At 55.4% G+C, this 12,897-nt stretch carries 17 protein-coding genes and 1 tRNA gene; 10 read left to right on the top strand and 8 right to left on the bottom strand.

The window, feature by feature from the left end; genetic code table 11:
- A complete protein-coding gene (locus K3729_08065; protein UWR00707.1) occupies positions 1-738 on the bottom strand; it encodes a cytochrome c biogenesis protein CcdA in 738 nt (245 codons plus the stop codon).
- Positions 739-782: 44 nt separating this feature from the next.
- Here K3729_08065 and K3729_08060 point away from each other — a divergent pair, with 44 nt between their 5' ends.
- The 3 genes from K3729_08060 to K3729_08050 all read left to right on the top strand — a co-directional run bounded on the left by K3729_08060 (position 783) and on the right by K3729_08050 (position 2,734).
- Entirely contained in the window at positions 783-1,172 is a 390-nt protein-coding gene (locus K3729_08060) for a hypothetical protein (protein ID UWR00706.1), read from the top strand.
- A 119-nt stretch (positions 1,173-1,291) separates the two neighbouring features.
- The gene (locus K3729_08055; GenBank protein UWR00705.1) at positions 1,292-1,627 is read left to right on the top strand and encodes a metalloregulator ArsR/SmtB family transcription factor; all 336 of its coding nucleotides are present in this window, start codon (positions 1,292-1,294) and stop codon (positions 1,625-1,627) included.
- Positions 1,628-1,681: 54 nt separating this feature from the next.
- On the top strand, positions 1,682-2,734 hold the full coding sequence (locus tag K3729_08050) for a YeeE/YedE family protein (GenBank protein ID UWR00704.1): 1,053 nt from the start codon (positions 1,682-1,684) through the stop codon (positions 2,732-2,734).
- A 54-nt stretch (positions 2,735-2,788) separates the two neighbouring features.
- On the opposite strand, the gene K3729_08045 is transcribed toward K3729_08050, so the two are convergent.
- Positions 2,789-2,865, bottom strand: a tRNA-His gene (locus K3729_08045).
- A gap of 105 nt (positions 2,866-2,970) precedes the next feature.
- On the opposite strand from K3729_08045, the gene K3729_08040 reads away from it, so the two are divergent.
- Positions 2,971-3,162: a hypothetical protein gene (locus K3729_08040; protein UWR00703.1), complete on the top strand. Its 192-nt coding sequence runs from the start codon at positions 2,971-2,973 to the stop codon at positions 3,160-3,162.
- A 4-nt stretch (positions 3,163-3,166) separates the two neighbouring features.
- Here the strand turns inward: K3729_08040 and K3729_08035 are convergent, their stop codons facing one another.
- Positions 3,167-3,637 carry an MmcB family DNA repair protein gene (locus K3729_08035; protein ID UWR00702.1) on the bottom strand — a complete coding sequence of 157 codons (471 nt, stop codon included), beginning with the start codon at positions 3,635-3,637 and terminating at the stop codon, positions 3,167-3,169.
- A 127-nt stretch (positions 3,638-3,764) separates the two neighbouring features.
- Between K3729_08035 and K3729_08030 the strand changes: the two genes are divergently transcribed.
- The 4 genes from K3729_08030 (at position 3,765) to K3729_08015 (ending at position 6,560) form a co-directional block, all read left to right on the top strand.
- The gene (locus tag K3729_08030) at positions 3,765-4,715 is read left to right on the top strand and encodes a LysR family transcriptional regulator (protein ID UWR00988.1); all 951 of its coding nucleotides are present in this window, start codon (positions 3,765-3,767) and stop codon (positions 4,713-4,715) included.
- Positions 4,716-4,847: 132 nt separating this feature from the next.
- Positions 4,848-5,684 carry a DUF481 domain-containing protein gene (locus K3729_08025; GenBank protein UWR00701.1) on the top strand — a complete coding sequence of 279 codons (837 nt, stop codon included), beginning with the start codon at positions 4,848-4,850 and terminating at the stop codon, positions 5,682-5,684.
- 157 nt (positions 5,685-5,841) lie between these two features.
- Positions 5,842-6,153, top strand: coding sequence for a metalloregulator ArsR/SmtB family transcription factor (locus tag K3729_08020; GenBank protein ID UWR00700.1), 312 nt, complete (start codon positions 5,842-5,844; stop codon positions 6,151-6,153).
- Positions 6,150-6,560: an SRPBCC domain-containing protein gene (locus tag K3729_08015; GenBank protein ID UWR00699.1), complete on the top strand. Its 411-nt coding sequence runs from the start codon at positions 6,150-6,152 to the stop codon at positions 6,558-6,560. The genes K3729_08020 and K3729_08015 overlap by 4 nt, the downstream gene beginning before the upstream one ends.
- 277 nt (positions 6,561-6,837) lie before the next feature.
- Here K3729_08015 and K3729_08010 read toward each other — a convergent pair whose 3' ends face one another.
- The gene (locus K3729_08010; protein ID UWR00698.1) at positions 6,838-7,161 is read right to left on the bottom strand and encodes a hypothetical protein; all 324 of its coding nucleotides are present in this window, start codon (positions 7,159-7,161) and stop codon (positions 6,838-6,840) included.
- A gap of 140 nt (positions 7,162-7,301) precedes the next feature.
- On the opposite strand from K3729_08010, the gene K3729_08005 reads away from it, so the two are divergent.
- Positions 7,302-7,808 (top strand): aggregation factor core, encoded by a 507-nt coding sequence (locus tag K3729_08005; protein UWR00697.1) that lies wholly within the window; start codon positions 7,302-7,304, stop codon positions 7,806-7,808.
- A 2-nt stretch (positions 7,809-7,810) separates the two neighbouring features.
- Here K3729_08005 and nusB read toward each other — a convergent pair whose 3' ends face one another.
- The 4 genes from nusB to xseA all read right to left on the bottom strand — a co-directional run bounded on the left by nusB (position 7,811) and on the right by xseA (position 11,536).
- The gene (gene nusB / locus K3729_08000; protein UWR00696.1) at positions 7,811-8,278 is read right to left on the bottom strand and encodes a transcription antitermination factor NusB; all 468 of its coding nucleotides are present in this window, start codon (positions 8,276-8,278) and stop codon (positions 7,811-7,813) included.
- Positions 8,275-8,808, bottom strand: a complete 534-nt coding sequence (locus K3729_07995) for a 6,7-dimethyl-8-ribityllumazine synthase (protein ID UWR00695.1) — start codon at positions 8,806-8,808, stop codon at positions 8,275-8,277. The genes nusB and K3729_07995 overlap by 4 nt, the downstream gene beginning before the upstream one ends.
- Complete coding sequence (gene ribB / locus K3729_07990) at positions 8,808-9,938, bottom strand: 3,4-dihydroxy-2-butanone-4-phosphate synthase (protein ID UWR00694.1); 1,131 nt, start codon at positions 9,936-9,938, stop codon at positions 8,808-8,810. Before ribB ends, K3729_07995 begins: the two co-directional genes overlap by 1 nt.
- Positions 9,939-10,015: 77 nt before the next feature.
- On the bottom strand, positions 10,016-11,536 hold the full coding sequence (xseA, locus tag K3729_07985) for an exodeoxyribonuclease VII large subunit (protein UWR00693.1): 1,521 nt from the start codon (positions 11,534-11,536) through the stop codon (positions 10,016-10,018).
- Positions 11,537-11,607: 71 nt separating this feature from the next.
- On the opposite strand from xseA, the gene purD reads away from it, so the two are divergent.
- Positions 11,608-12,861, top strand: a complete 1,254-nt coding sequence (gene purD / locus K3729_07980; GenBank protein ID UWR00692.1) for a phosphoribosylamine--glycine ligase — start codon at positions 11,608-11,610, stop codon at positions 12,859-12,861.
- Positions 12,862-12,897: the final 36 nt, after the last annotated feature.

Below are 12,897 nucleotides of genomic sequence, written 5' to 3'. Positions count from 1 at the left end.
CTATCCAAAGTTCGTAAATGCCGGAAAGACGTTGATCATCCATTGGGCAATGTAGTTGACCGAATTGGTGGCAATCAGGATCGCGAAAAGGATCAACATCGCGCCCATCACTTTTTCCACGTGGACCATGTATTTGCGGTTACGCTGCACCCAGCCCAAGAATGGCCGCGCAAACAATGCCGCAATGATAAATGGCGCCGTCATCGCGAGACCATAAACAAACAGCAGCAGCCCACCCCGCCACACATCGCCCATACCGCTTGCGACCATCAAAATCGCGGCCAATGCCGGACCAACGCAGGGCGTCCAGCCAAAACCAAACGCGAGCCCCATCAGGTATGCACCGATGATAGTCGTCGGCTCTGCCGTGCTTTCGATCTTGGCCTCGCGGTAAAGCAACGGGATGCGGACGACGCCGAGAAAGTGCAATCCAAACATGAAAAGCAAACCCGCCGCTGCATAGGTCAATGCATCGCGCCAAGCCCCAAACACCTGCCCAAGTGCGGTTGCCCCCATGCCCAACAGCACAAAAATCGTCGTCACACCCAACGCAAAGAAGATGGCAGAGATGATCAAACGACGCTGGGCACCTGCCGTAATATCAATGTCATCGCGCAGTTCGTTCATCGACAAACCAGCCATGTAGCACAGGTAAAACGGCACCATCGGTAACACGCACGGCGTAAAGAACGATAGCAGGCCCGCCATTGCAGCGCCCAAGAATGTTACATCTAGCATTAAGTGTCCTTGTCGAACGGCGTCATTCATATTAAGATTATTGAATGTATAAGCGTTTGGCTATCCTCTTTCGCGCCTTGATTGTGGCAACCTGTATTGGCAGCCCACAAATCACCCGCGCCGACGTCGTCCTGATGATGGCCGAAGAACCCGGTTGTATTTGGTGTGCGCGCTGGAATGACGAAGTCGGCCACATCTATCCCAAGACGGGCGAAGGACGCGCAGCCCCGTTGCGGCGCGTTGACATCTCGCAACCCTTGCCAGACGACATCGCGCTTGCGCGGCGCGTGAACTTCACACCGACATTTATCTTACTCGACGACGGTGCAGAACTCGGGCGTCTCGAAGGATACCCTGGGGACGATTTCTTTTGGGGACTGCTAGGGCAACTCATGGATCAACACGGGGTCGCCTATGACGAACCCGAAGGATAACAACAGTAAAGGCACAGTTGGGACGGCCTTAGACGGCTTGATCCGGCGGAAGGCTTGATCGGATGGGGAATTTCTATAGGAAGTTTCAATCGCAATCGGCAAGGCAGACTGATCCCAATATGACCCTCCCCGTGTTTCATCCAGACATGGATCCAGAAGAACTGGATCGGATGATGGATAATGCCACCACCGCGACAAATTACCTGAAGGCAATCAGCCACGAAGGTCGATTGATGATTCTGTGCCACCTCGCAACAGGCGAGAAATCGGTCACAGAACTCGAAGAGTTGCTATCTGCCCGACAGGCAGCCGTGTCACAACAGCTTGGGCGTTTACGCCTCGAAGGACTGGTGACGCCGCGCCGCGAAGGCAAGACGATTTATTATAGCCTATCAGACGAACGATCCCGCAGGGTTCTCGGACTGGTGTACGAGCTGTTTTGCAACAAAGACTAACTGTGTCCGCCAATGGGAGCTGGCGGTGCAATTAGATGATCAGGGAGGAAACCGATGCTTGACGCATGGGGGGATGCAAATATGGCCGCGGTTGTCGGCCTGTTTGGTGGTGTTTTGCTAGGGCTCGCTGCCCGTTTGGGCCGCTTTTGTACGCTTGGGGCCATCGAAGACGTACTGTACGGCGGCAACGATTCGCGCCTGCGCATCTGGATTGCAGCAATCGGTTTCGCAATTATCGGCAGTTTTGGATTGATGGCTGCAGGCCTGTTCGATCCGGCAGCATCTTTTTATGTCGGGCAGACGTGGTCCCCCGTTGCAAGCATCGCAGGTGGGCTATTGTTCGGTTACGGCATGGCGCTTGCGGGCAACTGTGGTTTTACAGCCCTCGCCCGTCTTGGTGGCGGTGATCTGCGGTCGTTCGTGATTGTTGTCGTCATGGGGCTTGCTGCGTTTGCGACATTATCGGGACCACTGGCATGGATACGCGTGTACCTTTTCCCCGCACCTGAAACCGCAGCCGCGCCAAATGGCATTGCCCATTTGATCGGGGCGGCAACAGGCATTTCGATACCTCTGATCGGCGTCATCATTGGCGTGGCAGCCGTGGCCTTTGCCCTGTCAAATCAGGCCTTTCGTGCGGATCGCATGAACATCTTCTGGAGCATCGTTATCGCGCTTGCAGTCGCGTCCGCTTGGGCCGGCATGAGCTTTATCAACCGTACCGGTTTTGACGATCTGGCAATTGTTTCGCATACCTTTTCCGTGCCGATCGGTGAAACGATGCTTTATGGAATGACTGCATCGGGCCAAAGCCTGTCGTTTGGTATCGGGTCCGTCGTAGGTGTCTGGGTTGGCGCGTTCATCGGTAGCCTGATGAAGGGCCATTTCCGGTGGGAAGCCTGTGAAGATCCCCGCGAATTGCGCCGTCAAATATTTGGCGCAACGATGATGGGCGTGGGGGCCGTCGTGGCTATAGGGTGCAGCATCGGGCAAGGCCTATCCGCCTTTTCGATCCTGTCATTCAGCGCGCCTGTTACCTTCGCCGCCATTTTTGCAGGGGCCGCATTGGGCCTACGTCAACTTATCGTTGGTTTTTCCGCAGCCTAATACATTCGCCTCACGTCTACACGTGGCGCATACGCATTGCCAAAAATGGGGTAATGGTACCACCTCCTGGTCTCGAACCAGGGACCTCTTGATCCACAATCAAGCGCTCTAACCTACTGAGCTAAGGCGGCACTGGGGGGGATTTAACGTGGGTCTACGGCGATTGCAAGGGGTCCAGTCTTGCCAAATTGCATCAAGGCAGGCTACGTCACACACACGCAAATGGAGGGACCCCCATGGGTATCAATGACGAGAGCAATATCGAAGCAAATCTGCAAATCGGCCCAACCGATCAAGGGATGGTGCGCCTGTTCATTGAAGGCTCTGGTATCGAAATTCCAATGGATTTTGACCCATCCGAGGCGGACGATATTGCCGAAGAAATCAAAGCCGCAGCCATGGCTGCGCGTGCGATCGGCAAAAAATAACGTCCTAGCCGCGCATAGCACCCGGTAACGCAAGCCCCGGATCACGCGCGGCTTGCGCCCGCACGGCGGCATGTCGTGCAAATTTCTGGATCATGACTTTTCGACGGGCCGGTGCCAGCTTGGTTTCCGGGCTCATCCGGATGATTTCGGCGTCATACCCATCTGCGATGATGAGCCCAGTGTCGTCTGGCAACAGCTCTGTTGGGAAATCGGTATCGACGGCCCAAAAGAATCGATCACACCACGGCAGATATCCTTCCCATTTGTGGTCGGATTGAAAATCAGCACGGGATGATTTGCATTCGATGATCCAAATTTCGCCTTTCGGGCCAAGCGCCATAACGTCAACACGCAGACCGCTGGTCGGCACTAGTTCTTCCACGCTTACAAAATCATGGCTTCGCATATGGCGGCTGACCCCACGGGCTAGCAATTGACCGGGCATCAGCGGTGTTTGGGAGGCTTCATCATACATGCCTCAAACATGAACAATAGGTGAACAAAAATCAAGACTGAGTCGACGAACGCCCGTTTTGACGAATTCACATGCCAGTTTCAAATATCATTTGCGCCAATCATGAAGAACACTCATGCTCGCGATCATGGATATTACGCTGCTCAAAACCTTTCTCGAAGTTGCTGCAACTGGTTCGTTCGTGTCGGCGTCGGACCGACTATTTGTCACCCAATCTGCAGTGTCTTTGCGTGTTCAACGTCTTGAAGATTCGCTTGGCAAACCGCTGTTTACGCGATCCAAAGCCGGTGCAGAACTAACGCCAGCGGGGCGTGAATTCGAACGTTACGCTTTGTCGATGATACGGGTCTGGGAAGAAGCGCGCCAGCAAGTCGCAATACCCGAAGGGTTCACGCGCAGCATTTCCATCGGGGCACAGTATTCGCTTTGGCCACGGCTGGGGTTTCGGTGGATCGACCAAATGCAATCGGCGATGCCGGATCTCAACATCAGGGCGGAACTTGGGATGCCAGATCGACTCACGCGGTTCCTGATCGAAGGGATCACGCAGATCGGCCTGCTCTATACCCCGCAACTTAGACCCGGATTATCCGCCGATATGGTGCTGGAAGAAGAACTCGTGCTCGTCGCGTCGTGGAAAGGCGCGACATGCGACGGACTGACCGGGCGATATGTGTTCGTCGATTGGGGCCCGGAATTTATCGGAGCCCATGCCATCGCACTGCCTGATCTAACGAATCCAGGGCTTACGTTTTCGCTGGGGGCGATGGTTGCGGAATACGTCATCAACCGCCAAGCCGCAGCTTACCTACCGGCGCGCTACGTCAAAAAGTATCTCGACAGCGGCGATTTGCATCTTGTCGCCGATGCCCCTCGCTTCCCCTACCCTGTCTGGGCGGTCTGGCGTACAGACATGGATAAAGACGTCCGCGACATGGCGCTTTCCAGGTTGAACTTGGTTTCGTCGCATGCCGAAGCAGACGGTGACGCTGTTCTTAGTCAGCTTGCTGTACTTAACGGTGATGAAACAGCAGAGATTCTAGGGGAAAAAAACGATGTGGACGACATCCGCTCATAGATGAGCAAAAGTTGGCTTAACCACAATTATTTTGAATTTCCCTAATGTTTGGTATTGCAATATGCCACCCATAGCAGAAATGCACCCGTACCTAAGACAGGACGGTTCATTCTATTGGGAAAGGATAACCCCATGAAAACGAATATTTTTATCTTAGCCGCTGCCGCTGCTTTGACTGCAAACGCCGGTTTCGCACAGACATCTGCGTTCAATAACCAAGACCGTACATCAGACGCCGTAGAAGACCTGCAAGAACAGATCAATGACGACGCAGAACGCGACACATTTACATTCGGGACCGAAGGCCGTGAAGTCGGCGCATACGGGTCCTTGTCCCTGCGCGGCACATCAACATCCGAAGATGGCGACACGTCATCCGATCTGGGTATTGGCTTGCGCTACGGCACATTCGACGGCGTAAACGGCATCGACGCAACAGCGAGCTTCGTCTACGGCGAAGACAACGGCACAGAAACAGAAAACCAATTGCTGGCAGGTATTGATTACCGCCGCAACTTTGGCGACGCATTCTTTGGCTTCGCAAAAGCCGACCTTGCGTTTGACCGTTTGGCAGACACAACGGGTGAAACATCACAGGACATCTTCGTTGGTGCCGGTGTTGGTTACCGCATCCTAAACGACAACATTTCCCAGTGGTCTGTTCAAGCGGGTCCAGGTTACCGGATCGCGGATGTCGTTGGTGAAGAGCGCGTTGAAGAAGCCGCTGCTGCCGTTTCTTCTAACTATTTCCGCAGCTTGACTGACACAAGCTACGTCACAAACGACACAGATGTGATCTATTCTGAGTTCTCAACAACATTGTCCAACGAATTGGCATTGAACGTTGCGATCACAGATCAAATGGTTCTGCGTACAAGCCTCGCAACAGCGTTTGACGATGCAACAGACGAAGAAATTGGCGACGCGAAAAACACGTTCGGTGTTTCTGTCGTCTACAACTTCAACTAATCCATCGAGACCAAAGGCAGGATCTTTGGACGATTGATCCGGCCCGAATAGGCGGTAGCTGCAAAGCTGCCGCCTTTTGCGTTTTCAAACCGGCGCTTGACGCGATACCTTTTGGTATCATATTCATTGTGATACCAAAAGGTATCGGATAACATCAATGTCACAACTCGCTTTTCGCGCCCTCGCTGACCCGACACGTCGTGCCATCGTGATGCATTTACGTGGCGGCGACATGACGATCGCACAGCTGTCTGAAAATTTCGACATGACGCGTGCTGCCGTCAAAAAACATCTGACCATCCTCGCAGAGGCGGGTCTGATCTCGACCCGACCAGAGGGCCGCGAGCGATACAACACTTTTGAACCCAGCGGTCTGGGACCGATCCGTGACTGGATCAGCGACTTTGACGCCTTCTGGGACGACCGTCTCGATAGTTTGAAGACTGCCATTGAAAAGGACACACCATGACAACCTTACAAAAGACCATCTATCTCAAGGCCGACAAAGAAAAAGTTTGGGAATACCTTACTGATCCCGAAAAACTGGCGATTTGGTTCCATAAACCTGCAAAGCCGTTGGCCGCGGGTGATTATGAAATGTTTGGTGTCGAAAGCGGAGATCGGTTGATGTGGGGCGACGTGCTTATCTCTGAACCCTTTGATAGGCTGCGCTATACATTTACAATCGGGCCATTGGGCGACGCGACTAGCACTGTTACATGGACCCTAACGGATGTTCCGGGCGGCACACGCCTTGCGCTGCTGCATGAAGGCCTACCAGAAAGCGAAGACGCGTTTGGCCTGACCTTGGCCCTTGATAAAGGCTGGGACGATCACCTCGCGCGTTTGCGTGAAGATGCACATCAGGCTGGTTAACGCCGTCAATGCACACGGAACACAGCCGTCGGTTTGGCTGTTTTCTTGCCGCTCGTGTCGGTTGCCCCTTGTCGCAACGCGCCCTGCCCCCTATCTGATGCTGTGGCGAGCTTCTGCTCTTCTCGTGATCAGGCGGTTACATTCCAGTGGCCTTAAGCAAATCCGAGGGAGCTGGCTCTGTCTGAGCCCTGGTTCAGTTATCTGGCGCCCACCTGTATATACAGGTCCTCGGGAATAAACCCCCTACGGTTGCTGCGGTTCTCGCCACCTTTGCACGTCAATTCGTAGACGATGCCGTACCCAGCATAAACATGACCCCCAAAATACCGCCGCCGATCAGGACAGCGTCGCACGCGATTTTGACGTCATAGCCATAGGCATCTGGCGGCGTTCCCGACCTTTGCGCATTGTTGCAAAACCCAAACCGGCCGGATTGCCCCGTTGGTAATGCAAGCGGCGGACCGCCGACCACGCTGCCCCGCTGCCCAGCGTCGCGAATAATTGGCCGTACTGGCGGATCCGATAGGTTGGGCAATGGTCCATCGGCACTGACGGACGTTGCGCACAACAGCATCAGAAACGTCATGACTGCATTTTGCATGGGTTCTCCTCATCTCAAAAGCGTTGCGACTGATCTAGCGAAGGAAAATGAGGGTAAGGTTAATGCGAGCTACAGCAGATGTTGATTAACGCCGCGCGGGCGCTACGTCGCTGAAAGAGCCGAAAACAAAGGAAAGCCCAATGCGTTTGCCGATCATCGCCCTTTCACTATTTGCGACCTCCGCCACAGCGCAGGGCCTGACAGTCCAGTTCCAAGATGGCGCACCAAAGGATAGCATCACATTGCTGAACGCTGGCTGCGCGATAACAAATGCGACCGTGACACTCGATTTAAACGGGTCCAATGGTGGCCTCATTTTCGATACAAGCGCACAAGGTGCCGGCGTTGAGGTCTTTCAACCCGTTGAAGTTTTGACCGAAAACGTCACGGCAGGTGCCGTGACAGACGGCGATACAACGCTGGATATTTCAGTGGGCATGCTGCCAACGGATGCGATGATCCGCCTCACAGCCGATCTTGACGACACCATTGTCGGCGGCCGTCAGATCACAGTGTCAGGGTCAGAAATCGCGGGCGCTACAGTTGCGGTCGCAGTGGGCGACTACGTGACACAAGGCGTGTTTGGTGATGATGGTCTAGCTTATATCGACATGACAAACGCATCGACAGGCTGTTTGCCAAGCTGATTCTAGAACGCGTCCGGCTGGGCCTCGCGGGCCATGTGGTCCAGCACAGCATTCACAAACTTGGATTCTTTGCTGTCCGGCGCGAACGCCTCGGCGACGCCAACAAATTCAACGATCACAACCTTGGGCGGCGTGTCTTTCAGGCTGAGTTCAGCACCTGCGGCACGGAACAAAGCACGCAATGTCGGGTCGATCCGGCCAATCGGCCATTTTGCAACCAAGGCGCGGTCGGTCATCTGGTCGATAGCCGCTTGATTATCAACGGCATATTCCATCAGCGCATGGAACGTATCCACGTCACCTTCTTGCATTTCAACGTCGTCAAATACCTCGCCAAAGCGATGGTCTTTGAATTCGATCATCACCTGATCAACGGTCTGACCAGACGATTCCATCTGAAACAACGCCTGCACTGCGTAAAGCCGTGCCGCTGATTTCATCTTGCGCCGTTGATTGTTCGAAATGGTCATGCCGTCGTTTTGCCTTGCTGCGCGAGAAGAATGTCGCTGGTGAACCCGATACCCTTATCAGGACGGCCCCACTTACGGCTGAGTTCGATCAGGTGCAAGGCCGCAGCGGCCGCACCGCCACCTTTGTTTTGATCAGCGGGGTCCGCACGCACCTGCGCTTGTTCGTAGTTCTCAACAGTAAGGATACCATTACCGATGCAAACGCCTTGCAAGCCAAGCAGCTGGATCGCCCGCGAACTATCATTGCAGACCGTATCGTAATGCGTCGTCTCACCGCGGATCACGCAGCCAAGGGCAACGTAGCCGTCAAAATTGCTCATCCGTTCGGCAATGCTAATCGCTGTCGGAATTTCCAACGCACCGGGGACGTTCACGATGTCCCACGTGCCACCAGCCTTTTCGATTTCGGCCTTCGCGCCCGCGATCTGATGGTCGGACAGGTCCTTGTAATAAGGTGATGCGACGATCAGAACTTTCACCGGCTTATCGAATTCCGGCAGCGGCATGATGTAGTGAGACGGTCCAGCCATTATCCAAGCTCCGAAATTTTGCGTGTACCAACGATTTCAAGGCCGTAGGCCTCGAGCCCGACGATCTTTGGCGTCGGTGAATTGGTCAGCAGTTCAATTTTGTTCAGGTTCAAAGAACTCAGGATTTGCGCCCCAAGCCCGTATTGCCGCAAGGTTTTCGGCGACACATCATCTGCGACTTCCAACTTCATTTCCGTATCGCGCAATAGCACAACAACACCACGCCCTTCGTCGGCAACGGCTTGCATAGCGTGACCAAATTCGGCGGCGCGGCCTTTCGGTCCGGTGCCGATCACGTCCAACATTGGGTCCATTGCGTGCATCCGCACGAGAACAGGTGCGTCACCCGTGATGTCACCCTTGGTCAGCACAATGTGTTCGTCGCCATGAGCTTGATCGGAATAGACTTTCATATCCCAATCACCGCCAAATTCAGAGGTGATCACCTCTTCCGACTGCACCTTCACAAGGTTGTCGTGGCGACGGCGATACGCGATCAAATCGGAAATTGTCCCGATCTTTAGCCCATGCAATTGCGCGAAAGACACCAGATCCGGCAGACGCGCCATTTCGCCGTCGTCCTTCATGATCTCGCAAATCACACCAGACGGGTTCAGACCAGCAAGGCGGGAAATATCAACGGCTGCCTCGGTATGGCCAGCACGCACCAGCACACCACCATCGCGGGCCCGCAGCGGAAACACATGGCCCGGTGTCGCGATGTCAGCGGCACCTTTACCAGCATCAATCGCCACAGCGACCGTGCGGGCGCGATCGGCAGCAGAGATACCTGTCGTCACGCCCTCGCGTGCTTCAATCGAGACGGTAAAGGCGGTTTCATGACGGGATGAATTCTGTGCTGCCATCAAAGGCAAATCCAGCGCGTCCAAACGTTCGGACGTCAGTGTCAAACAAATCAAACCACGCCCGTGGGTCGCCATGAAATTCACAGCGTCCGGCGTCGCCATTTGGGCAGGAATCACCAGATCGCCTTCGTTTTCGCGATCTTCATGATCCACCAGCACAAACATCCGGCCATTGCGGGCGTCGTCGATGATTTCTTCGATGGGTGAAATCGCTTCAGACCAGTCTTTTTCGACCTGACCCGGTTCTTCAAAATTCAACGTCATAAGTGTTCCCGCTTTGCTTGCCCGTCAAATAGCCCAGCCCCCCATGTTTGGAAAGGGCGCAGGTCTGTCACATCACGTCAGAACAACGACCCTTGTGGATTGCTGTTCAACGTCACGCGGCCATCGGCAAATTCGACCTCCAAATCACGCGCAGCTTTCGCCGCTTTGGTGTCCGTCACAACCTGCCCGTCACCGCGTACAACGGCGTAGCCACGTTTTAACGTTTCTTTATACCCTAAGGTTTCGCGCAGACGGTCCAACGCGTCCAATCTAGCTTGTCTTTCAGACTGTTGGCGGCTCGCACGATCCGACAGACGACCAATGAGGTTGGTCAATTGTTCGCCTTTGCGGATCACGTCGCCTTGCACCAAACGAGGTTGCAGTCCGCGTACGACCTGCCCGAAAGATTGTGCCTTATCGTTCAGTTTGCGTTGCAATGCGGGTGTTAATCGCCCCCCAAGATCATCCAAGCGCCGCCGTTCTGCCGCGATCCCACGCGCCAGCGTCGCGGGCCGCAACGCCCCGCCAGCGTTCGACAAAGCGACTCGTTTCTTCGCCGCCGCCGCATTCAACGCACCAGGCAGACGTTCGCCCAAATAATCCAAGCGCTGCCGTGGTCCTTCGACCAAGGTTTCGACCTTCGGCAATGCCCGCCCCAGATCGCGCACCCGTTGCTGGCGCTGCGTCACACCAGTCGAAAGCGCTCGGCTCAAACGTGCGCCCTGCTGATCCACCCAAGCCAACAGATCAAGCCGCACTGGCACCGCAAGTTCCGCAGCCGCCGTTGGCGTCGGTGCCCGCATATCGGACACGAAATCAATCAACGTGGTATCCGTTTCGTGACCCACCGCGGAAATCAACGGAATGTCAGACGCGGCCGCAGCGCGTGCCACAATTTCCTCGTTAAAGCCCCACAGGTCCTCAATTGATCCACCACCACGGGCGACGATCAGAAGATCAGGTCGTGGCAGCGCCCCACCCGGTGTCATGGCATTAAAACCATCGATAGCGCGTGCCACCTCGGTTGCACTTTTCTGACCTTGGACCGCGACAGGCCAGACCAGCACCTTGCGGGGGAAACGATCCCGTAACCGATGCAGAATATCGCGAATAACCGCGCCAGATGGGGATGTTACAACGCCGATGACCTCTGGCAGATACGGCAGTTCCTTCTTACGCTCCGGGGCAAATAACCCTTCCGCAGCCAACGCCGCCTTGCGCTTTTCCAACATGGCCATCAATGCACCGGCACCCGCAGGCGCGATGTCTTCGATCACCATTTGATACTTCGACTGACCGGGGAATGTGGTCAGTTTACCAGTCGCGATAACCTCCATCCCTTCTTCGGGCTGCTGGGCCAATGCCACAGCACGGCCTTTCCAGATGATACCGGCCAGCACCGCCTTATCATCCTTCAGGTCCAGATACAGATGACCCGACCTCGGCCGCGACACGCGTCCGACTTCGCCCCGCACCCGCACATGCGAAAACCCGCCTTCGATGGTTTTCTTCACCGCACCCGAAATCTCGGACACCGAAAATTCCGGGGCATTGTTGCCCGCTTCATTCTCGGGGCCTTCGTCGTCGAATAAGTCCATGTGATCTGCCCTTGCTGCATGCTCGCGCGGACTTTAGAACGCCTGACAACAAAGGCCAACGGGGACACGCGATGAATATTTTGATTTTGGGCAGCGGCGGGCGCGAACATGCGCTGGCATGGGCAATCCAACAGAACCCGAAATGCGACCGGCTGATTGTCGCCCCCGGAAATGCAGGCATCGCGCAGATGTGCGAATGCGCCAGCGTCGACATCATGGACGGCGATGCTGTGGCCGCCTTCGCCGCTGAAAACGCTGTGGATTTTGTGGTCGTCGGCCCCGAAGCCCCACTCGCCGTCGGCGTCGCAGACCGCCTACGTGACGCGGGTCTGCTGGTATTCGGCCCATCGCAAGAGGCAGCGAAGCTTGAAGCGTCTAAAGCCTTTACCAAAGAAATCTGCGACGCGGCCAACGCCCCAACCGCTGGCTACGCGCATTTCACCGACGGCGACGCGGCACTGGCCTACGTGCGCGACCAAGGCGCGCCCATCGTTGTTAAAGCTGATGGCTTGGCTGCTGGCAAAGGCGTCACCGTTGCGATGACCCTGCCCGAAGCGGAAGCCGCGATCATTGACATGTTCGACGGTAACGACGGCGCGGAAGTCGTGATCGAAGAATTCATGGACGGCGAAGAAGCATCATTCTTCGTTCTTTGCGATGGCACCTCCATTTTGCCCGTCGGCACGGCGCAAGACCACAAACGTGTGGGCGACGGCGACACGGGCCCAAACACTGGCGGCATGGGGGCCTACTCCCCCGCCCCTGTCATGACAGACGCAGTGACGCAAAAGGCGCTCGACGATATCATCAAGCCAACAATGGATGAAATGGCGAAACGCGGCACACCCTTTGAAGGTGTGTTGTTCGTCGGCCTGATGATCAAAGACGGCCAACCGCGCCTTGTGGAATACAACGTGCGCTTTGGCGATCCGGAATGCCAGTGTCTGATGATGCGTTTGGGCGGTCAGGTTCTTGACCTGCTACAGGCCTGCGCCGAACATCGCCTCGCCGACATCAACGCGACATGGGCGGACGACCACGCGATGACCATTGTCATGGCGGCTAACGGCTATCCCGGCGCTTATGAAAAAGGCAGCGTGATCAAAGGGCTCGACGCCCTTCCCGAAGACAGCGGACATATGACGTTCCACGCAGGCACAACTGAAAAAGACGGACAGATCACCGCTACTGGCGGACGTGTCTTGGCAGTCACCGCACGCGCCGATACGCTCAAAGAGGCACATGCCATGGCCTACAAAATGACGAAAGACATTGACTGGCCCGGCGGTTTTTACCGCACCGATATCGGTTGGCGCGCGCTTTAACTTCTTTTGGCCTTAAATATCTCGGGGGGTCGCCTT

Source organism: Rhodobacteraceae bacterium S2214 (assembly GCA_025141675.1).
Classification (GTDB): Bacteria; Pseudomonadota; Alphaproteobacteria; order Rhodobacterales; family Rhodobacteraceae; genus Yoonia.
Note: the sequence above shows the minus strand (reverse complement) of the source record. Positions and strands in the feature narration are given on the sequence as shown.

What these genes read in the sequence shown, in the direction of transcription:
- K3729_08065 (UWR00707.1), bottom strand. Translation starts at nt 738, where the DNA reads ATGCTAGATGTAACATTCTTGGGCGCTGCAATGGCGGGCCTGCTATCG.
- ribB (UWR00694.1), bottom strand. Translation starts at nt 9,938, where the DNA reads ATGACGTTGAATTTTGAAGAACCGGGTCAGGTCGAAAAAGACTGGTCT.
- K3729_08040 (UWR00703.1), top strand. Translation starts at nt 2,971, where the DNA reads ATGGGTATCAATGACGAGAGCAATATCGAAGCAAATCTGCAAATCGGC.
- K3729_08015 (UWR00699.1), top strand. Translation starts at nt 6,150, where the DNA reads ATGACAACCTTACAAAAGACCATCTATCTCAAGGCCGACAAAGAAAAA.
- K3729_08060 (UWR00706.1), top strand. Translation starts at nt 783, where the DNA reads ATGTATAAGCGTTTGGCTATCCTCTTTCGCGCCTTGATTGTGGCAACC.
- nusB (UWR00696.1), bottom strand. Translation starts at nt 8,278, where the DNA reads ATGACCATTTCGAACAATCAACGGCGCAAGATGAAATCAGCGGCACGG.
- K3729_08055 (UWR00705.1), top strand. Translation starts at nt 1,292, where the DNA reads ATGACCCTCCCCGTGTTTCATCCAGACATGGATCCAGAAGAACTGGAT.
- K3729_08050 (UWR00704.1), top strand. Translation starts at nt 1,682, where the DNA reads ATGCTTGACGCATGGGGGGATGCAAATATGGCCGCGGTTGTCGGCCTG.
- K3729_08030 (UWR00988.1), top strand. Translation starts at nt 3,765, where the DNA reads ATGGATATTACGCTGCTCAAAACCTTTCTCGAAGTTGCTGCAACTGGT.
- K3729_08010 (UWR00698.1), bottom strand. Translation starts at nt 7,161, where the DNA reads ATGCAAAATGCAGTCATGACGTTTCTGATGCTGTTGTGCGCAACGTCC.
- xseA (UWR00693.1), bottom strand. Translation starts at nt 11,536, where the DNA reads ATGGACTTATTCGACGACGAAGGCCCCGAGAATGAAGCGGGCAACAAT.
- K3729_08035 (UWR00702.1), bottom strand. Translation starts at nt 3,637, where the DNA reads ATGTATGATGAAGCCTCCCAAACACCGCTGATGCCCGGTCAATTGCTA.
- K3729_07995 (UWR00695.1), bottom strand. Translation starts at nt 8,808, where the DNA reads ATGGCTGGACCGTCTCACTACATCATGCCGCTGCCGGAATTCGATAAG.
- K3729_08025 (UWR00701.1), top strand. Translation starts at nt 4,848, where the DNA reads ATGAAAACGAATATTTTTATCTTAGCCGCTGCCGCTGCTTTGACTGCA.
- purD (UWR00692.1), top strand. Translation starts at nt 11,608, where the DNA reads ATGAATATTTTGATTTTGGGCAGCGGCGGGCGCGAACATGCGCTGGCA.
- K3729_08005 (UWR00697.1), top strand. Translation starts at nt 7,302, where the DNA reads ATGCGTTTGCCGATCATCGCCCTTTCACTATTTGCGACCTCCGCCACA.
- K3729_08020 (UWR00700.1), top strand. Translation starts at nt 5,842, where the DNA reads ATGTCACAACTCGCTTTTCGCGCCCTCGCTGACCCGACACGTCGTGCC.